This window comes from Pseudomonas sp. REST10 (genome assembly GCF_029542605.1).
GTDB lineage: Bacteria > Pseudomonadota > Gammaproteobacteria > Pseudomonadales > Pseudomonadaceae > Aquipseudomonas > Aquipseudomonas khazarica.
The window spans coordinates 2,151,052-2,170,163 of sequence record NZ_CP035677.1 but is presented as its reverse complement, the minus strand read 5'-3'; the positions used below and the strand labels follow the sequence as shown (position 1 = coordinate 2,170,163).

Genomic DNA, 19,112 nt, shown 5'->3' with positions numbered 1-19,112 from the left:
CGCTCAGTCACCACGGACACCCCAACGGTTCTCGAACAAGAGCTCCGCCAGCGGTCGTGGCGTCGCCCAGCCCTGCTCCACCAGCATGGGCTTTTCATAGAACGCCTCGACCGGTCCCAGGCACAGCAGCGCGACCGGCTTGCTGCCTGCGGGCATGCCCAGCAACTCGGCCAGCGCAGCAGGATCGAACAGCGACACCCAGCCCAGCCCCAGGCCCTCGGCGCGTGCCGCCAGCCACAGGTTCTGAATGGCACAGGCGACCGAGGCCATGTCCATTTCCGGCAAGGTGCGCCGCCCGAAGATGTGCTTCTCGCGGCCGTCCATCAGCGCCACCGCGAGCAGCTCGGCACAGTCACGAATGCCCTCGACCTTCAGGCGCATGAACGCGTCCGAGCGCTCGCCCAGGGCTTCGGCGGTACGCACCCGCTCCGCCTCCACCAGCTCATGCGCCTGCTGACGCAGCTGCGGATCGCTGATGCGCAGGAAGCGCCAGGGCTGCATCAGGCCGACGCTGGGCGCGTGGTGCGCGGCCTCCAGCAGGCGTGCCAGCACCTCGGGCGGCACCTGGCCACCGGCGAAGTGACGCATGTCACGACGCTCGCCAATGGCGCGGTACACCGCCGCACGCTCCAGCGCAGAGAAGGCGTGATCGCTCATGGACGCAACAGCGCGGCGGCCGCCTCCGGATTGGATGGCAGGTAGAAATGGATGTAGCTGGCGGTGAGCCGGCCGAGCCGATAGACCGCCTCGGCCACCGGCTTGCCATTCGGGCAGCGCGCCTGCGCGTGCGGCGTGAGCGGGCTGTCCAGCCGTGAGTGGTGATAGGTGTGACCGCGCAGCAGGCCTTCCGCCAGCTCGACTTCCTGCAACGCCAGCGCGGTCAGGCGCGGCTGCAGGGCCGCGCTGCCGGCAAGCAGGCCGAGCATGCGGCCACTGGCGCCCTGCTTGTCACGCAGCTCATCGAGCAGGTAGAGCATGCCGCCGCATTCGGCGAGCAGCGGCTTGCCGGCCTGGTGATGGGCACGAATCGCCGCCGCCATGGCCTGGTTGGCTTCCAGCTCGGCCAGGTACAGCTCGGGGTAGCCACCTGGCAGGTAGAGGCTGTCCACCTCGGGCAAGGCGCTGTCGGCGAGCGGTGAGAAGTAGCGCAGCTCGGCGCCCAGGGCCTGCAACAGGTCGAGGTTGGCCTGGTACAGGAAGGCGAATGCCGCGTCCCGCGCCACGCCGATACGCACGCCGGCAATCAGGGAGCCTGGCTCATCGATCACTGGTGCGGCGAAGCTCACTGACGGCGGCAGATCGACGTCGGCACTGGCCGCCAGGGCATCGGCGGCGGCATCCAGCCGAGCATCGAGATCGGCCAACTCGGCGGCCTGCACCAACCCCAGGTGGCGGCTGGGCAGTTCCACCGCCGCGCTGCGTGGCAGCGCACCGAACCAGCGGATCGTCTCCGGCAGGGCATCACGCAGGATTTCGCCGTGGCGCGTGCTGGCGACGCGGTTGCCGAGCACGCCGGCAAACGGCAGGTCCGGTTGGAAGGTGGCCAGGCCATGGGCCAGTGCGCCGAAGGTCTGCGCCATGGCGGCGCCATCGATCACCGCCAGCACCGCTACGCCGAAGTGACGCGCCAGGTCGGCCGCCGAGGGCTTGCCGTCGAACAGGCCCATCACCCCTTCGATCAGGATCAGGTCGGCTTCGCCGGCGGCCTGCCACAACAGGCGGCGACTCTCGGCCTCGCCGACCATGGCCAGGTCGAGCTGGTACACCGGCGCGCCGCTGGCACGGGCATGGATCATCGGGTCGAGGAAGTCCGGGCCGCACTTGAACACCCGCACCCGCCGCCCCTGGCGCGTATGCAGGCGCGCCAGCGCAGCGGTGACGGTGGTCTTGCCCTGACCGGAGGCCGGCGCGGCGATCAACAGCGCCGGACATTGACGTGCGCTCATCAGAATTCGATGCCCTTCTGCGCCTTCACCCCGGCCTTGAACGCATGCTTGACCAGGTTCATCTCGGTGACCGTATCGGCGGCCTCGATCATCTCCGGCAAGGCGCCCCGCCCCGTCACCACCACATGCTGCAGCAGTGGCCGGGCTTCGATATCGGCCAGTACCGTGGGCAGATCGAGATAACCGTGCTTGAGGGCGATGTTCAGCTCGTCCAGCACCACCAGGCCGACGGACTCGTCGGCGAGCAGGCGCCGCGCGACGTTCCAGGCGTCCTGCGCCTTGGCGATGTCACGCTGACGGTCCTGGGTCTCCCAGGTGAACCCCTCGCCCATCACGTGGTAGCTGACTTCCTCGGGGAAACGGCGGAAGAAGGTTTCCTCCCCGGTGCTGGCTGCGCCCTTGATGAACTGCACCACGCCAACCCTGATGCCATGCCCGAGGGCCCGGGCGACCATGCCGAATGCGCTGCTGCTCTTGCCCTTGCCATTGCCGCTGTGCACCAGCAGCAGACCGTACTCGTCCTGGGCCTGGGCGATCTTCTCGTCGATCAGGGCTTTCTTGCGCTGCATGCGCGCCTTGTGGCGCTCATCACGTTCGACGGACTCGCTCATGCTCTGCTCCTGTACATCACGCGCCGGCAAGGTCGTGCACGGCGCGAACGGCAACCAGAAGACGAGACGACGATGCGCACGTCCCATCCAGGCGCCAATGGCTGGTCGGGCATGCGGAAGACAGAAAACACGAACGCCCCGGTGCAACCGGAGCGCTGGCCGGACAACGCCCTCCGCGATGCCGTGAAACTGCGACAGGCCGGTCTCCGGGCTCGTGAGCGAACCAAAGGTTCAACGCCGCGCCTTCCCGTGCACTGCACAGTGGCCTATAGCGGCGTACGACTCACCTACCGTTGCGGGGGCAGCGCCGGCATTGGAACCGGCTTCCCTGTTTCACCCTATCGACCGCCGCTGGCGGCGATTCAGGGCACCTGAAGCAAGGCGCGCAGGTTAGAGGCTGTCCGCCCTGCGCGTCAACGCTCAGCTCAACGAGCAGCCTCGGGGCGCGCGCGCGGGCCTGGCAGGATGCCATTGGTGGTATTGCTCGACAGCAGACGCACGCTGGTGATACCGGCAATCTCGTGACCACGGTCGCTGAGGGTGTTCACCACCTGGTCGACCAGCGCCACGATCAGCATGCCAACCAGGCCACCGCCATTGTTCTGCTGCTGCTCGGCGCTGCTGGCACGGGCCGAGCCCTCCCACAGCAGCTTGCCACTACGCAGATCGACCAGCTTGGCCGTGGCGGTAACCGCCACCTCGCTGGTGATGATCTTGTAGCTGCTGCCGTACTCGGTCACGTCCAGGTACAGCACGCTGTCGGCACCGAAGATTTCCCGCAGTTTCTCGGGCGAGGCCTGACGGACCTCCTCGGCATTCATCAGGCCATTCTGCTTGAAGGTCTCGTCGACCAGGCCCACCGGCATCACGTAGTAGCCGGCCTCGCTGAGCGGCAGAGTGACCTGCGAATAGAGGCTGTAGGAAGCTTTGACATCCGGCGACTGGTTGACCGGAGGCAGCACCAGGATCGACGCCGGCTTGCTCTCGAGGAAAGCGGTGTAGTCATAGCTCTTGGGGGTCGCGCAGCCGCCCAGGGCGGCGAGCAGAGCACCGATCGCCAGCACTCGCAGGGAAGACAGCATGTTCATTGGTCGAATTTCCGCATGAGAAAGTCCATGTAGGTGGCGGACTCGGGGTACAGCGCCTTCTCGGTCTCGAACTCCTGGCGTACCTGGTCGAGCTTGCCGGCATCGGCATAGAGCATGCCCAGGTGCGCATGGAAACCGGGCGGCAGCGCACGGTCGGCGGCACGCGCCTGCTGCACGCTGGCCTCCAGCGCAGCGATCTGCTCCTCGGTGCTGCTCGTGCCGTCGAAGCGCTGGTAGACCTGCTGCTGGTAACCATCCCAGTAGTACAGGGGCTGCGGGCCAGCGGCACAGCCCGCCAGCAGGCCGAGCAGCAGGATTGCGGACACCGTGGTCCATCGGCGTGAAACGATCATGTTCGTCATGTCCTTTTACTTGGCGGGGTGCCACGCGCCACTGTCGACGCCATTGACCAGGTTGTTCACCGCCTCGCGGATCGCCAGGTCGAGCACCTTGCCATTGAGGGTGGAGTCATAGCTGGCAGTACCACCGAAGCCGACGATCTCCCGATTGGAGAGGCTGTATTCACCGGCGCCCTGTGTGGAAAACACCACCTCGGACGTCTTCACATCGACGATGTTGAGGTTGACCTTGGCATAGGCGATCTGCTGCTTGCCGCGGCCGAGAATGCCGAACAACTGATGGTCACCGACTTCCTTGCGACCGAACTCGGTAACGTCGCCGGTCACCACGTAACTGGCACCACGCACCTGTTGCGCCTGCTTGGAGAAACCGGACTCCTGCTGCAGTTCGGCGAGGTTGTCGCGATCGAGCACGTTGAAGCGGTTGGACTGCTGCAGGTGCGTGATCAGAATGGTCTTGGCCTGACCACCCAGACGGTCGACGCTGTCGGTGAAAATACCGCGCATGTAGCTGGACCGGTTGTCGAACTTGCCCACGGAAATAGGGCTACGCGGGCCGGAGTAGGACAGGTTTGCCGTGTTTACCTTGGCGACTTCCAGCGTACGGGACTGCTCTGTCGCACAACCGGCGAGCAGCATGAACAAACCGGCGAGACCACCGGCAAGGAACTTTTTCATACGAACCTCATTTGGAATGACTGATACGCCCATTCAGCACATGCCGACAGACAATGAGGCAGGAACACGTCAGCCGAAGCGTATTGACGAGACAGGAGAGACGAAGAAAGAGAAGAAGTCTGTCCATGACGTTCGGCCCCACGAAACCAGGGCCTCGGTGCATCCTGCAGGCGCGGCGATTCTAACGGGACAATCGGCGTTTTGCCATCTATTGGCCATCAGATTGCGATCATGCGGACCTGCGCCTCTAGAGCGACTTGTCTGTGCTGGGTCGTCAGGCCATACCGGGCACGAGCGAACACCCGGAAGCCACCCGCCAGGAACACCTCATACAGTCTGGACAACCCTGCCCTGACCGACCGTCACCCACCGTTCAGGGATTGTGCGCCAGCTCCGGCGTGATGACCCGCTTGGCATCGAGATAGACACGCTGCCAGTAGACGTTATCGAGGCTGTCGAGGCGCACGGTGCCGCCGCTGGAGGGCGCATGCACGAAGCGGCCCTCGCCGACATAGATGCCGGCGTGACTGACGCTGCGCCCGCCGTTGGTGGCGAAGAACACCAGGTCGCCACTTTGCAGGGCATCACGACGGACATCCGGGGTGCGCATGGCGCTGAGCTCACGCGTCGAGCGAGGCAAGCTGATCCCGGCGGCGTCGCGGTAGACATAGCCGATCAGGCCACTGCAATCGAAGCCGCCCTCGGGCGTGTTGCCGCCATAACGGTAAGGCGTACCGACCAGGCCGAGCGCACGAAACAGGACATCCTCGGTACCGCCCTGATAGGCCGAGGAAGCGCTTGGCGGTATGTAGACGGGCTGGGGAGCGGGAGCGTGGCTGCTGCAGGCACTCAGCAGCAGCGTGAAGGAAACGAGGGCAACACGGGTCGTGACGGGCATGAGCGAGGCGATCCTGAGCCTGGACAGGCTCTACTCTGCCGCCTCGGGCGTGGTGGCGCAACCCTGCGGTTACGCCGCCCCCTCAGGGATGGGCCTTGGCCGAGGCCTGCTCGTCTTCTGTCGAAGCCAGCGCCAGCACGCGCTTGGCCTCCATGTAGCTGCGCTTCCAGTAGCTGTCGTCCAGGCTGTCGATGCGCACGCCACCGCTGCGGCTGCTGCTGGAGTGGATGAACTGGTCATCGCCCAGGTAGATGCCGGCATGGCTGACGCGACCACGACCCCGGTTGTTGAACAGGATCAGGTCACCCGGTTCCAGGTCGGCACGCGCCACCTTGGGCGCATCCAGCTTGATCAGCTCGCGAGTGGAGCGCGGCAGCTCCAGACCCACTTCTTCGCGGAACAGGTAGCCGACGAAGCCGCTGCAATCGAAACCGGACTGCACCGAGGTGCCGCCGTAGCGATAGCGGGTGCCGATCAGCGAACGCCCGAGATCGAGCAGGCTGTCGGCCAACTGCGGCATTTCATAGGGTTTGTCGTCGACCAGTGCGGCGACGTCATCCTCTGCCGGCTCGCTCTGCTGAGCCTGTACTGGGGCGGCGGGCCGGGCCGAGGTTTCGCCGCTCTGCGGCTGCGGCGCATGGCCCGCGCAGGCGGCGAGAAACAGGGTGAGTGCAACAGGCACGAGGGGTGCGAAGCGCTTCAGCATGGGCACGACCGTGTCGAGGGAATTTATATAAGTGCGCGACTATGCCCTCTATATGACCCATTTGCAAATTCTATCGTTGCAATTGTGACTCCGTAGTCTCGCCACACCATCTAACGCGCCCAGCCAGGCAATGGCCGGGCGCGTGTCGCTCAGCCCAGGATCTCGCTCAGCGGGATGAAACGCAGCATATCCCCTTCGGCGAGGGTGCTGCCCTCCATGACTTCCGCCAGTCCCTCAGCCCAGGCCGCGCTGCGCAGCACGCCGGAACTCTGATTGGCGTAAGGCACCACCCGGCCGTGCTCCAGCCGCGCCCGCAGGTACTCGCGGCGCATGCCCGGCTTGCTCCAGGTGAAGCCCGCCGGCAGTGGGAAGCCCAGCGGCTCGACCCGCTGAACGCCAAGGCGGCGCAGCATGTAGGGGCGCGCGAGCAGGCCGAAGGTGACCAGCGTCGAGGCCGGATTGCCCGGCAGACCGATTACCGGCACGCCCTGGTAATGACCGAAGGTCAGCGGCTTGCCCGGTTTGATCGCCAGCTTCCACAGCGCCAGCTCGCCCGCCTCGCGCAGGGCCAGGCCGAGGAAGTCAGCCTCCCCGACGGAAACGCCACCGGTGGACAGGATCAGGTCGACCTCGCCCAGGGCACTCAGCGCCGCGCGGGTACGCGGCAGGTCGTCCGGCAGAATCCCGGCGTCGGTCACCGCACAGCCCAGGCGCTGCAACCAGGCGATCAACAGGCGTCGGTTGCTGTTGTAGATCTGCCCCGGCCCCAGTGCCTGGCCTGGCTCCACCAGCTCATCGCCGGTGGAGAGCACCGCCACGCGTAGACGCCGGCGCACCGGCAGTTGCGCCACGCCAAGCGATGCCGCCAGCCCCAGTTCGACCGGGCCCAGGCGGGTACCTGCCGGCAGCACGCACTCGCCCCTGCGCGTTTCCTGGCCTTGCGCACGCACGTTCTGGCCGACCCTAAGCGTTTCGCGGAACACGGCCCGCCCGGCATCGTCCAGATCGACGTTCTCCTGCATTTCCACCGTGTCGGCGCCATGCGGCAGCGGCGCACCGGTGAAGATCCGCGCACAGCTGCCCGGCTGCAGCGGCGCGGGCGCCGACCCGGCCTGAATGCGTTGACTCACGGGCAGCGCCTGGCCATTCCAGTCGGCCAGGCACAGGGCATAACCGTCCATGGCGCTGTTGGCCCAGGGTGGCAGATCCAGCGCCGCGATCAGCGGCTCGGCCAGCACGCGGCCATCCGCCTCGGCCAGCGCGACCGACTCGATCTGCTCCACGGGCGCCGCGTCGGCCAGCGCCAGAAGGCGCTCCAGTGCCGCCTCCATGGGCAGCAGGCCGGGCTTGTCGCAAGCACTCATCCGCGCGTCTCGCAGGCGCCGACCTCTTTCAGGTGCGGCACGAAGTTGCACGGACGATGACGCGCATCCAGCTGCTCGGCGAGGATGCCGTCCCATGCGGTACGACAGGCGTTGGTCGAACCCGGCAGGCAGCAGACCAGCGTACCGTTGGCCAGGCCGGCCAGCGCGCGCGACTGGATGGTGGAGGTGCCGATATCGGCCACGGAGATCTGCCGGAACAGCTCGCCAAAACCATCGACCTGCTTGTCCAGCAGACAGGCGACGGCCTCGGGAGTACTGTCACGCCCAGTGAAACCGGTGCCGCCGGTGATCACCACGACCTGCACCTGATCCTCGGCGATCCAGGTCGCGACCTGGGCGCGGATGCGGTACAGATCGTCCTTGAGCAGGACGCGCGCCGCCAACTGGTGCCCGGCAGCGCTCAGGCGATCGACCAGCAATTGCCCGGAGGTATCGGTATCCAGCGTGCGCGTGTCGCTGACGGTCAGTACGGCAATGTTCAGCGGCACGAAAACCGCGTCGGCCTTGTGGTTCATGGCAGGCATCCAATTGGTAGACAATGGGCGACGTTATATCACACCGCCCGCCCCGGAGACCGCCGCATGCCTACGCCCAATGCCCTTGCCAACTGTTCGGTGCTGTTGCTCTCCGGTGGTCGCGGGCAACGCATGGGCGGGCAGGACAAAGGCCTGCTGCACTGGCACGGCCGCCCGCTGATCGCCTGGCTGCATGAACTGGCCAGGCCGCTCAGCGACGACCTGATCATTTCCTGCAACCGCAACAACGAGCGCTATGCCCCCTACGCCGACCAGCTGGTGGCCGATCAGGAGCAGGATTTCCAGGGTCCCCTGGCGGGCATCCGCGCCGGCATGGCCGCCGCTCGCCATCCACAGATACTGGTACTGCCCTGCGACGCCCCCCTCGTCGACGCAGCGCTGCTCGACGCCCTGCTCGCGCAGGCGGGCAGCCGGCCGGTGGTCGTCCGCCAGGGCGCGTACTGGCAACCGCTGTTCTGCCTGCTCCCCACTCACCTGCGGGACGACCTCGAGCGCGCCTGGCAGTCGGGTGAGCGCAGTCCCCAGCGCTGGTTCGGCAGGCTCGACCCCATTGCCGTCGACTGCCCGCTGGACGACCCACGCCTGGCCAACCTCAACACGCCGGAAATTCTTGCCGCCACTGCACGCTGACGCTGAAACCGACGCCCTCAGCGGAACTCATGCGGCCGTTTCACGTCAGAGCGAAGGTATGGCACCCCATTCGTACCCAAGGAGACAGACCATGACCAAACGGACCCTTCCCGCCCTGCTGCTGGTGATCGGTTTCGCGGCCCTCGCCGGTTGCGCTTCGCCGTCGGTGATCACCCTCAACGATGGCCGTGAGATCCAGACCGTGGACAAGCCGACATATGACGAAGAGTCGGGCTTCTACGAGTTCGAACAGCTCGATGGCAAGCGCGCCACGATCAACAAGGATCAGGTTCAGACGGTCAAGGAACTCTGAGGCGAGGCGCTACCGACGCGCACCTGGCGCCAAGCCTGAACGGATGATGGCCATGCCGGCCGGAAGTTTTTTCAGGCTAACCCCTTGTGCAGTAAAAGTTTTTCGGTAGAATACGCCTCATTCGGAGTGTAGCGCAGCTTGGTAGCGCGTCTCGTTCGGGACGAGAAGGTCGCAGGTTCGAATCCTGTCTCTCCGACCAAATCAAAAACCCGCCTGTCAAGGCGGGTTTTTTTATGCCTGGCATTCCTGCCAGCCGCAGATCGGCACGGCGGCCAGCGGGCCTTCAGCGCAGAAAGGCCACCACTTCCTCGGCATCGAACGGCCAGTTCAGCTCAGCGCCGGTATCGCAGCGGCGCAGCACCGGAATGCGCAGGCCGTACGACTCGACCAGCCCTTCATGCTCGGCGATATCGATCAGCTCGACCAGCAGGCCGTTCTCGACGAACGGCATGAGCAGCGCCTCGGCCACCTCGCACAGATGGCACCCCAGGGTTCCGAAAAGTTGGCATTCAGGCTTCATGAGCGCACCTCACTGTCAGCAAGGTGCGCAGTCTAGCACCGCGCGGCATCAGCTCGCGTCGTCGCCACTCTCGCCAGCCTCGCCGGCGAGCAGCGACTGCAGGCCGTCGAGCAGGTTGCGGTTGAGACTGTCGGCCTTCTCCAGGCGCGGCAGGTCGAAGCGCTCGTCGAGCGAGAAGCCACCCTTGAGCAGATCCTTGAGCATGCCACCGGCATCCTGAGCCAGGTCGCCAGCGCTGCGCAGTGCATCGAGCAGGCCCTGGGCGTAGTCCTGCAAGCCGCTGTTGACCGCACTGGCACCCTGCCCGCCCACGGCGCCGTAGGCATCGGTGGCCTGGCGCACGCTGGTCTGGGTCAGGCGCAACGACATCGATGCCAGCTGCTCGCCGTCCATGTCCAGCGCCATGGCGCGGTCGAAGGCTCCAGACAGATCACCGGCATAGAACTTGTCGGAGAGGTCCTGCACCTGGCTGAACAGCTTTTCCAGGGCCTTGATCTCGTCATCGTCCAGCTCACCTTCCACACTGACCTGCCAGCCGCCGATCTGCAGGCTGCCGGACTGACTGCTGGCCACCAGACTGCTGGAACTGCCGTCGCTCGCCGCGGCGAAGCTGCTTTGCGACCAGCTGGCCGACGCCTGCGCCACGGAGACACGCAGGCGATCGCCATCGCGCGTGGTGATGGCCAGGTCGAAGGTTTCCGCCTGCGCACTGAAACGCTCGCTGTAACCAGCGACCGCAACGCTGTCCGCGGTGCCCGGGGTTGCCGCGCCGAAGCGCTTGTCGAGATCGCCCAGGCCATCCTGGATACGCGAGTAGGTGTCATCGATGTCACTGGCCACCTGGCCACCCAGCACACCCATGCCGTCGAGAATCTTGCGCGCATCGGCGAAACCCTTCTCGATACCTTCGCGCGCCTGCGCCAGCAGTTGCTCCAGCCGGGCCGGATCGGCCCCGGCCGCGGCCTCGCTCTGCAGGCGCTGCTCGACGAAGCCAAGCACGCGCCCCGCCACCTTCTCCGGCGTGTAGTCGTCACGCTTGCCATTGAGCGCCCCGGGCTGCAGCCCCAGCTTGTCGGCAAGACGGTTGGCCAGCGTCGCCTGTGCATCGGCGGCGTTGTTGCGCGCAGCGGCCGACTGGCTGGCATGCGCGGTGCGTGAAGCGGCGGAGTTGAAGGAGCTCAGAGGATTCATGACCGGGTACCCAGGCAGGTGATCTGCCGAACTTAACGGCCGCGCAGCAGCAAGCTTTAGGGCTGATCGACCAACGGTTGGCGGTTTTTTCTCGCTGCCCGTGCACTCAACGGCGCTTTCCCGATCGGCGGTCGAAGCGCGAAAGGCGCCCGTCACCACGCGCTAGAGCCTCGCAGCCCTGAAAGCCCCGGCAGGCCCCAGGCCCCGCCAGACTAAAGTCTTACAGTCGCCGAATAACCGAAGTGCTTTATTTCATGGCGCCGTAACGGGTCGGTCACAGAGTGGCCGCCCGCTAATAACAACAACGAGGAGACAACAATAATGAGCAAGACTCCCCTCGCCCGCGCCGTGGCCCTCGCCACGCTGGGCGCCAGCCTCACACTCCCCGGCCTGGCACAGGCCGACTTCATCGGTGACAGCAAGGCCACACTCGAACTGCGCAACTTCTACATGAACCGCGACCTGCGCGACACCACCGCCGCGCAGCAGTCCAAGCGCGAAGAATGGGCGCAAGGCTTCATTCTCAAGGCCGAATCAGGCTTTACCGAAGGCACCGTGGGTTTCGGTCTGGACGCTTATGCCGGCCTGGGTCTGAAGCTCGACTCCTCGGACGAACGTGCCGGCACCAACCTGCTGCCCAACGGTTTCGGCGATGAAGGCCCGGACGAATATTCCGAGGCGACCGGCGCGGTCAAGGTGCGCATCTCCAAGACCATCGGCAAGGTCGGCGGCCTGATGCCCAAGCTGCCGATCGTCTCCTCCGGCGACTCGCGTCTGCTGCCGCAGGTGTTCACCGGTGGCATGATCACCTCGCAGGAGCTCGCCGGGCTGACCCTCAACGGCGGCCAGCTGCGTGAAGTGAACTTCCGCAACTCCACCGACAGCCAGGACATCACCGCGAGCAACGTCGGCGGCAAGAGCGACCGCTACAACTTCGCCGGCGGCGACTACAAGTTCAACGGCGGCAATACCACCGTCGGCCTGTGGTACGGCGAGCTGGAAGACATCTACGACCAGAAGCTCTACAACCTGATCCACGTGCAGCCCATCGGCGACTGGAAGCTGGGCGCCAACCTGGCCTACTTCGATTCCCAGGACAACGGCCGCAAGCTCGGCGGCGACGTGGACAACGACCTGACCTCGGTCAACCTCTGGGCCGGCATCGGTGCGCACACCTTCCGCCTGGGCTACCAGAAGGTCGGCGGCGACAACGCCTTCCCCTTCCTCTCCGAAACCGATCCTTACATCGTCAACTACCTGCAGATCCTCGACTTCACCCGCAAGGACGAGAAATCCTGGCAGGCCCGCTATGACATCAACTTCGCCAGCTATGGCGTCCCGGGGCTGAGCGCGTTCGTCCGCTACGTGACCGGCGACGGCTTCGATGGCGTGGGTGGCGCGAGCGGCAAGGAATGGGAACGCGACGTGGACATCAGCTACATCATCCAGGAAGGTCCGCTGAAGAACCTGGGCGTGCGCTGGCGTAACGCGATGGTGCGCTCCAACGCGAGCATCGGCGACCTCGACGAGAACCGCCTGATCGTCAGCTACACCATTCCCCTGCTGTAACCGCCCCCGGCACTGACGGAGCGCCGCGACCTGCTGCAGGTCGCGGCGTTTTTCATGGCGAAGAAGACGGCAGAGCGTGCCACCCGGGCGGTTCCCGGCTAGGCTCAGCGCAGAGCACGAGGAGTGACGCGATGGACGACTACCAACCGCTGGCCTGCGACCTCTACGACTACCTGGAGATCGCCTGCCTGCATGGCTATCAGCTGGACGTGGAGCTGGTCGACGGCACGCGCCTGCAAGGCCGCGCGCTGACCACGGAAACCGCGGCGAGCAAGGAAGAGTTCCTGCTCCTGCGCACGGCCGACGGCGAACAGCGCCTGCGCATGGATCGCCTGCTGGCGATCACACCGCAGGACGCAGGCGCCAGCTTCGGCCGCGTGCTGCTGGGCGGCAAACGCTGCTGAGCGCTACGCGCCCGACGCCCCGCGCCGAAGCATCACCACATCAGGTCGTCAGGAATCTGGTAGGCCGCGTAGGGATCGTCGGCATCCGGCTCTTCGACATGGGTATTGAGCAGGACGATGCGCGAGGCATCGCGCTCCTGGATCTTCAGCGCCGCCTCGCGCGGGATGACTTCATAACCACCGCCGTGACGCACGATGGCCAGCCAGCCGTTGGACAGCTTGTTGCGCACCATGTTGTTGACCGGCAGGCGCTTGACCTTCTTGTCGTCGACGAAGTTGTAGTAGTCCTCGCCATCGAGCTTGGGCAGGCGCGAGCGCTCGATCAGTTGCTTGATCTGCGCCACGCGGGCCTTCTGCTCGGCCTTCTCCTGCTGCTGACGATTCAGCTCCTGGTCGCGCGCCGCCTTCTCCGCCTGCGCCTGCAGGGCCGCCTGGCGGGTGCTGTCATCCAGTTCGGCCTGCCCCTTGTGCGCCAGACGTTTCTGCTTCTGCTGCTGCTTGCCAACCTGCTTGGCCTGTTTTTCATTGACCAGCCCGGCTTTGAGCAGCTGGTCGCGCAGGGAAAGACCCATGACTAAAGATCCCGAACATGATGTTGTTGCAGCGGCGCGCGGCACCGCCATTTCGAAGCGCCCAGCATAATGGCTAACCGGCCCTGGCTCCAGCCGCACGGGCCGGATGCATGCCGGGATACCCGATCAGCAACCGGGCGCCAGCTTCTCCAGCTTCTTCGCTTCGCCCCAGAGCGCGTCCAGCTCCTCCAGCGAGCAGCCATCCAGACACCGTCCGGCTTCGCGCACGCTCTGCTCGATGAAGCGGAAGCGCCGCTCGAACTTGCCATTGGCGGCGCGCAGCGCAGCCTCGGGATCGACCTTGAGGTGACGCGCCAGGTTGGTGACGACGAACAGCAGATCGCCGATTTCCTCGGCCACCGCCTCGGCATCGTTCTCGCTCATGGCCTCCAGCACTTCGTCCAGCTCCTCGCGCACCTTGTCCACCACCGGCAGGGCCTCGGGCCAGTCGAAGCCGACCTGCGCCGCACGCTTCTGCAGCTTGGCCGCGCGGCTCAGCGCCGGCAACGCGGTCGGCACGTCATCGAGCAGGGACAGCTGCTCGGGCACGGCGGCCTTCTCGGCACGCTCCTCGGCCTTGAGCTCCTCCCAGCGCTGCTTGACCGCCGCCTCCTGCAGCCTGGCTGCATCCGGCGCGCCATACAGGTCGCCGTCGGGAAACACGTGCGGGTGCCGGCGGATCAGCTTGGCGGTGATGCCATCGACCACCCTGGCGAAGTCGAAACGCCCCTCCTCCTGCGCCAGCTGGCTGTAGTAGACCACCTGGAACAACAGGTCGCCGAGTTCCCCCGGCAGATGCGCGAAGTCGCCGCGCTCGATGGCATCGGTGACCTCGTAGGCCTCTTCCAGGGTGTAAGGCACGATGCTCGCGTAGCTCTGCTTGAGGTCCCAGGGGCAGCCGTGCTGCGGGTCACGCAGGCGCGCCATGAGGTGCAGCAGGTCGTCGAGTTGGTACATGGAAACTCCTGGGCGGCAAGCTGAAAGCTTCAAGCCACAAGAGAAAGCGGCGGACCACCTTTCACTTGCGGCTTGTTGCTAGAGGCCTGCCGCTCAATTGGCGCGGTGACGGCGCGCCTCGATGATGTTGGGCAACTGGCCGATACGCGCCAGCAGGCGGCCGAGCGCATCCAGGCCGGGGATCTCCACGGTGATCGACATGGAGGCGGTGTTGTCCTCCTTGTTCGAGCGGGTGTTGACCGCCAGCACGTTGAGCTTCTCGTTGAGCAGCACCTGGGTCACGTCACGCAGCAGACCGGAGCGGTCGTAGGCCTTGATGACGATCTCCACCGGGTAGGTCTGCACCGGCACCGGGCCCCAGCTCACCTGGATCATCCGTTCCGGCTCGCGCCCGGCCTGTTGCAGCGCCGTCGGGCAGTCCTGGCGGTGAATGGTGACGCCGCGCCCCAGGGTGATGTAGCCGACGATGGGATCGCCCGGCAGTGGCTGGCAGCAACCGGCCATCTGCGTCAGCAGGTTGCCGACCCCCTGGATCTGGATGTCGCCACGCTTGCCCGGCTTGAAGCCCTGGGCCTTGCGCGGGATCAGCTCGAGCTGCTCGCTGCTGCGCTCCGGCTCGACCAGCTGCTGGGCCAGGTTGACCGCATGGGCCAGGCGCACATCGCCTGCGCCCATGGCCGCGAACAGGTCCTCGGCGGTCTTCAGGTTGGCCTTTTCCGCCAGCTTGTCGAAGTCCACGCCGAGCAGCGCCAGGCGTGCCAGCTCGCGTTCGAGCAGTTGCTTGCCGGCCGCGACGTTCTGGTCGCGGTCCTGCAGCTTGAACCAGTGCACGATCTTCGCCCGCGCCCGGCTGGTGGTGACGTAGCCCAGGTTGGGGTTGAGCCAGTCGCGGCTCGGCGAGCCCTGCTTGCTGGTGATGATCTCCACCTGCTCGCCGGTCTGCAGGCTGTAGGTCAGCGGCACGATGCGCCCGTTGATCTTGGCGCCACGGCAGTTGTGGCCGATCTCGGTGTGCACGCGGTAGGCGAAGTCCAGTGGCGTGGCGCCCTTGGGCAGGTCGATGGCATGGCCGTCGGGCGTGAACACGTAGACCCGGTCCGGCTCGATGTCGACGCGCAGCTGCTCGGCCAGGCCGCCGATGTCGCCCAGTTCCTCGTGCCACTCGATGACCTGACGCAGCCAGGAAATCTTCTCTTCGTAGTGGTTGGAGCCGGATTTGACGTCGGTGCCCTTGTAGCGCCAGTGTGCGCAGACGCCCAGCTCGGCCTCCTCGTGCATGGCGTGGGTGCGGATCTGCACCTCCAGCACCTTGCCTTCCGGGCCGAGCACGGCGGTGTGCAGCGAGCGGTAGCCGTTCTCCTTGGGGTTGGCGATGTAGTCGTCGAACTCCTTGGGAATGTGCCGCCACAGGGTGTGCACGATACCCAGCGTGGTGTAGCAGTCGCGCACCTCCGGCACCAGCACACGCACCGCGCGCACGTCGTAGATCTGGCTGAACTGCAGGCCCTTGCGCTGCATCTTGCGCCAGATCGAATAGATATGTTTCGCCCGGCCGCTGATGTCGGCCTTGATGCCGGTGGCTTCCAGCTCCTGGCGCAGGTGATCCATGGCGTCGTTGATGTACTGCTCGCGATCCAGACGACGCTCGTGCAGCAGCTTGGCGATCTGCTTGTACTGGTCGGGCTCCAGGTAACGGAAGGACAGGTCCTCCAGTTCCCACTTGATATGGCCGATGCCGAGGCGGTGGGCCAGCGGCGCATAGATGTCGAACACCTCGCGCGCCACCCGCTGGCGCTTCTCTTCGTCGGCCTCCTTGACCGCGCGAATCGCGCAGGTGCGCTCGGCCAGCTTGATCAGTGCCACGCGCACGTCGTCGACCATGGCCACAAGCATCTTGCGCAGGTTCTCCACCTGCGTCTGCGAGCCGACCACCACCGATTCGCGCGGGTTGATACTGGCGCTGATCGCCGCCATGCGCAGCACGCCTTCGATCAGCTTGGCCACCACCGGGCCGAAGCGCTGGTGCACCGCAGCCAGGGTGATCTTGCCCTCGCGTACGCCGCGATAGATGATCGCGGCGACCAGGGAATCCTGATCGAGCTTGAGATCGGCGAGGATTTCCGCGATGTCGAGGCCGGCACGGAAGGTCGAGCCGCCTTCGCTCCAGTGATGCGGGGTGGTGTTGGCCTGCTGCTCCAGATCGCGGGCGAACTCGCAGGCCTCGTGCAGTGCCTGACGATCCAGCGCCGGGTCGACGCTGGTGACATGATCCAACCAGGCCTCGAGATTGATGCTGCCGTCATCGTTGACTGGCTGATGCGCTCTCACCTGAACCATCGTCTTACCTTCCCTACGGTGCGCATACGCCGCACCGAGCAGTCGCCGGCCTTCTCTGAGCCGGTCGGATTAACTGAAAGAACGTGCATCCTGCACATCCCTGCGACACCGAACGTGCCGCCTTGTCCCGAACCTAAGGCTCGGCTATCTCGAATAACGCCATCGCCTCGACATGCGCGGTCTGCGCGAACATGTCGAGAATCCCGGCACGTCGCAGGCGGTATCCCTGCCGGACCAGTTCGGCGGCATCGCGCGCCAGGGTGGTCGGGTTGCAGGATACATAGACCAGGCGCCGGGCGCCCAGCTCGCGCATGCCGAGCACGACCTGCAGCGCACCGTCGCGCGGCGGGTCGAGCAGCACCGCGGAGAAACCGCCGCGCGCCCAGGCCTCGTCGGCCAGCGGCTTGGACAGGTCGGCACGAAAAAAGTGCGCATTGCCCAGGCCATTGTTCGCGGCGTTGGCGGCGGCTCGCGCCACCATCGCCTCGCCCCCTTCCACGGCCACCACCTCGGCAGCCTGACGCGCCAGCGGCAGGGCGAAATTGCCCAGCCCGCAGAACAGATCCAGCACGCGTTCATCCGCCTGCACTGCCAACCAGTCTAGCGCCTGCGCGACCATCGCCTCGTTGACCGGACCGTTGACCTGCACGAAATCCCCGGGGCGATAGGCCAGTCGCAGCTGCCAGCGCGGCAGCTCGAAGCCCAGTTCGGCGGCCGCGTCGTCCGCCTGTGGCTGCCCGTCGCCCTGCAACCAGAGCTGCGCGGCATGCTCGTGACAGAAGCGGCGCAGACGGGCCAGATCGGCATCGGTCAGCGCTGCGGTATGCCGCAGCAGGACGGCTTCGGCGGTGCCACTGAACAGCTCGACGTGACCGACTGCCTGGGGTTTCTCCAGGCTGTGCAGCAGCGCCGGCAATGCCTGGAAAATGGGTTGCAAGGGCTGTACCAGTACCGGGCAGTCATCGATGGCGACGATCTCCTGGCTGGCCTCGGCGCGGAACCCGACCTGCAGCTGACGCGCCTTGACATCCCAGCGCACGGCAACGCGTGCCCGGCGCCGGTAGGCCAGCTCGGGGCCGACCAGCGGCGCCGCCCACGCCTCCGGCTGCACGCCACCCAGGCGCGACAGCTGCTCGGCCAGCGTGCGCTGTTTCAGGGCAAGCTGCTCGGCATGAGGCAGGTGCTGCAGGTTGCAGCCGCCGCAGCGCTCGGCATGCGCACAGGGCGCGACGCGTCGTTCGCTGCTGGCGGCGATGATGCGTTCGGCACGGGCCTCGACGGTCTGGCTGCGCGCGCTCAGCACCCGCGCCTCGACCTCTTCGCCAGCCAGGGCACCGCTGACGAACCAGGTGCGCCCGGCCTCGAAGGCGATGCCGCGACCGTCACCCGCCAGCCGCTCGATGGTGAGTTTCTGCTTCTTGCCGACCGGTACCTGCGTCGCCCGACTGCCGCCGCTGGGCTGGAAGCGCAGGTTGGAGCTGCGTCTGGCCATCAGTTCGTCGGTTCTTCGTAAACGCCAGTGGACAGGTAGCGGTCGCCGCGGTCGCAGATGATCGCCACCAGCACGGCGTTCTCCACCTGCTGCGACAGGCGCAGCATGCCGGCCACCGAACCGCCGGAGGAAACGCCGCAGAAGATGCCTTCTTCACGCGCCAGGCGCCGCATCACGTGCTCGGCCTCGGCCTGGCCCATGTCCATCACCTGATCGACACGCTCGGCCTGGTAGATCTTCGGCAGGTATTCCTGCGGCCAGCGACGGATGCCGGGAATGGCCGAGCCTTCCTGCGGTTGCAGGCCGACGATCTGGATCGCCGGGTTCTGCTCCTTGAGGTAGCGCGAGGTCCCCATGATGGTGCCGGTGGTGCCCATCGAGCTGATGAAGTGGGTGATGGTTCCGCCGGTCTGGCGCCAGATTTCCGGGCCGGTGCCGCTGTAGTGCGCCTCGGGGTTGTCGCCGTTGGCGAACTGGTCGAGCACCTTGCCACGGCCTTCGGCCTGCAGTTTCTCCGCCAGGTCACGCGCGCCCTCCATGCCCTCCTCCTTGCTGACCAGAATCAGCTCGGCGCCGTAGGCGGTCATCGCCCACTTGCGCTCGGCAGTGGAGTTGTCGGGCATGATCAGGATCATCTTGTAACCCTTGATCGCCGCCGCCATCGCCAGGGCGATGCCGGTGTTGCCGCTGGTGGCTTCGATCAGGGTGTCGCCTGGCTGGATGTCGCCACGCAGCTCGGCACGGTTGATCATCGACAGCGCCGGGCGATCCTTGACCGACCCGGCCGGGTTGTTGCCTTCCAGCTTGACCAGCAGGGTGTTGCTGGTCTCGCCAGCCAGGCGTTGCAGGCGCACCAGAGGCGTATTGCCGATGCAGTCGGCGATGGTGGGGAATTGCAGGCTCATGGGGTGTGCGAATCC

The 19,112-nt window shown here is 66.0% G+C and carries 21 protein-coding genes, 1 tRNA gene and 1 riboswitch; of the genes, 5 read left to right on the top strand and 17 right to left on the bottom strand.

Annotation, left to right across the window (positions count from 1 at the left end):
* Positions 1-3 precede the first annotated feature (3 nt).
* The 10 genes from bluB to moaB form a co-directional block, all read right to left on the bottom strand.
* On the bottom strand, positions 4-657 hold the full coding sequence (gene bluB / locus EWH21_RS10200; RefSeq protein ID WP_134677949.1) for a 5,6-dimethylbenzimidazole synthase: 654 nt from the start codon (positions 655-657) through the stop codon (positions 4-6).
* The gene (locus EWH21_RS10195) at positions 654-1,946 is read right to left on the bottom strand and encodes a cobyrinate a,c-diamide synthase (protein WP_277700432.1); all 1,293 of its coding nucleotides are present in this window, start codon (positions 1,944-1,946) and stop codon (positions 654-656) included. The genes bluB and EWH21_RS10195 overlap by 4 nt, the downstream gene beginning before the upstream one ends.
* Entirely contained in the window at positions 1,946-2,557 is a 612-nt protein-coding gene (gene cobO / locus EWH21_RS10190; RefSeq protein WP_134677947.1) for a cob(I)yrinic acid a,c-diamide adenosyltransferase, read from the bottom strand. Before cobO ends, EWH21_RS10195 begins: the two co-directional genes overlap by 1 nt.
* Positions 2,558-2,736: 179 nt before the next feature.
* A riboswitch (cobalamin riboswitch) is annotated at positions 2,737-2,947 on the bottom strand.
* Positions 2,948-2,982: 35 nt separating this feature from the next.
* Positions 2,983-3,639, bottom strand: coding sequence for a DUF799 domain-containing protein (locus tag EWH21_RS10185; protein WP_150610243.1), 657 nt, complete (start codon positions 3,637-3,639; stop codon positions 2,983-2,985).
* Positions 3,640-3,641: 2 nt separating this feature from the next.
* On the bottom strand, positions 3,642-3,998 hold the full coding sequence (locus tag EWH21_RS10180; RefSeq protein WP_256663110.1) for a DUF4810 domain-containing protein: 357 nt from the start codon (positions 3,996-3,998) through the stop codon (positions 3,642-3,644).
* 15 nt (positions 3,999-4,013) lie between these two features.
* On the bottom strand, positions 4,014-4,682 hold the full coding sequence (locus EWH21_RS10175) for a CsgG/HfaB family protein (RefSeq protein ID WP_277700431.1): 669 nt from the start codon (positions 4,680-4,682) through the stop codon (positions 4,014-4,016).
* A 373-nt stretch (positions 4,683-5,055) separates the two neighbouring features.
* A complete protein-coding gene (locus EWH21_RS10170; protein WP_277700430.1) occupies positions 5,056-5,580 on the bottom strand; it encodes a C40 family peptidase in 525 nt (174 codons plus the stop codon).
* A gap of 82 nt (positions 5,581-5,662) precedes the next feature.
* Positions 5,663-6,286, bottom strand: a complete 624-nt coding sequence (locus EWH21_RS10165) for an NlpC/P60 family protein (RefSeq protein WP_175253558.1) — start codon at positions 6,284-6,286, stop codon at positions 5,663-5,665.
* A gap of 149 nt (positions 6,287-6,435) precedes the next feature.
* Positions 6,436-7,650, bottom strand: coding sequence for a gephyrin-like molybdotransferase Glp (gene glp, locus EWH21_RS10160; protein WP_277700429.1), 1,215 nt, complete (start codon positions 7,648-7,650; stop codon positions 6,436-6,438).
* Positions 7,647-8,186, bottom strand: coding sequence for a molybdenum cofactor biosynthesis protein B (gene moaB, locus EWH21_RS10155; protein WP_037053578.1), 540 nt, complete (start codon positions 8,184-8,186; stop codon positions 7,647-7,649). The genes glp and moaB overlap by 4 nt, the downstream gene beginning before the upstream one ends.
* Before the next feature lie 66 nt (positions 8,187-8,252).
* Here moaB and mobA point away from each other — a divergent pair, with 66 nt between their 5' ends.
* The 3 genes from mobA to EWH21_RS10140 all read left to right on the top strand — a co-directional run bounded on the left by mobA (position 8,253) and on the right by EWH21_RS10140 (position 9,349).
* Positions 8,253-8,837, top strand: a complete 585-nt coding sequence (gene mobA, locus EWH21_RS10150; RefSeq protein ID WP_277700428.1) for a molybdenum cofactor guanylyltransferase MobA — start codon at positions 8,253-8,255, stop codon at positions 8,835-8,837.
* Positions 8,838-8,928: 91 nt separating this feature from the next.
* The gene (locus tag EWH21_RS10145) at positions 8,929-9,150 is read left to right on the top strand and encodes a YgdI/YgdR family lipoprotein (RefSeq protein ID WP_037053581.1); all 222 of its coding nucleotides are present in this window, start codon (positions 8,929-8,931) and stop codon (positions 9,148-9,150) included.
* 122 nt (positions 9,151-9,272) lie between these two features.
* A tRNA-Pro gene (locus tag EWH21_RS10140) sits at positions 9,273-9,349 on the top strand.
* Positions 9,350-9,433: 84 nt separating this feature from the next.
* Here EWH21_RS10140 and EWH21_RS10135 read toward each other — a convergent pair.
* Both EWH21_RS10135 and EWH21_RS10130 read right to left on the bottom strand, forming a co-directional pair.
* On the bottom strand, positions 9,434-9,670 hold the full coding sequence (locus EWH21_RS10135) for a glutaredoxin family protein (RefSeq protein ID WP_047592840.1): 237 nt from the start codon (positions 9,668-9,670) through the stop codon (positions 9,434-9,436).
* A 48-nt stretch (positions 9,671-9,718) separates the two neighbouring features.
* The gene (locus EWH21_RS10130; protein ID WP_037053584.1) at positions 9,719-10,861 is read right to left on the bottom strand and encodes a DUF5610 domain-containing protein; all 1,143 of its coding nucleotides are present in this window, start codon (positions 10,859-10,861) and stop codon (positions 9,719-9,721) included.
* Between the two features lie 321 nt (positions 10,862-11,182).
* Between EWH21_RS10130 and EWH21_RS10125 the strand changes: the two genes are divergently transcribed.
* Positions 11,183-12,430, top strand: coding sequence for an OprD family porin (locus EWH21_RS10125; protein ID WP_037053585.1), 1,248 nt, complete (start codon positions 11,183-11,185; stop codon positions 12,428-12,430).
* A 131-nt stretch (positions 12,431-12,561) separates the two neighbouring features.
* Positions 12,562-12,834, top strand: a complete 273-nt coding sequence (locus tag EWH21_RS10120; RefSeq protein ID WP_037053586.1) for a Rho-binding antiterminator — start codon at positions 12,562-12,564, stop codon at positions 12,832-12,834.
* A gap of 32 nt (positions 12,835-12,866) precedes the next feature.
* Here the strand turns inward: EWH21_RS10120 and EWH21_RS10115 are convergent, their stop codons facing one another.
* From EWH21_RS10115 to cysM, 5 genes are all read right to left on the bottom strand, one after another.
* Positions 12,867-13,406, bottom strand: a complete 540-nt coding sequence (locus EWH21_RS10115; RefSeq protein WP_047592844.1) for a DUF2058 domain-containing protein — start codon at positions 13,404-13,406, stop codon at positions 12,867-12,869.
* A 126-nt stretch (positions 13,407-13,532) separates the two neighbouring features.
* Entirely contained in the window at positions 13,533-14,363 is an 831-nt protein-coding gene (gene mazG, locus EWH21_RS10110; RefSeq protein WP_277700427.1) for a nucleoside triphosphate pyrophosphohydrolase, read from the bottom strand.
* A gap of 93 nt (positions 14,364-14,456) precedes the next feature.
* Positions 14,457-16,700: a GTP diphosphokinase gene (gene relA / locus EWH21_RS10105; RefSeq protein ID WP_047592847.1), complete on the bottom strand. Its 2,244-nt coding sequence runs from the start codon at positions 16,698-16,700 to the stop codon at positions 14,457-14,459.
* A gap of 133 nt (positions 16,701-16,833) precedes the next feature.
* Complete coding sequence (gene rlmD / locus EWH21_RS10100) at positions 16,834-18,192, bottom strand: 23S rRNA (uracil(1939)-C(5))-methyltransferase RlmD (protein ID WP_277700426.1); 1,359 nt, start codon at positions 18,190-18,192, stop codon at positions 16,834-16,836.
* A complete protein-coding gene (gene cysM / locus EWH21_RS10095) occupies positions 18,192-19,097 on the bottom strand; it encodes a cysteine synthase CysM (RefSeq protein ID WP_037053597.1) in 906 nt (301 codons plus the stop codon). Before cysM ends, rlmD begins: the two co-directional genes overlap by 1 nt.
* Positions 19,098-19,112: the final 15 nt, after the last annotated feature.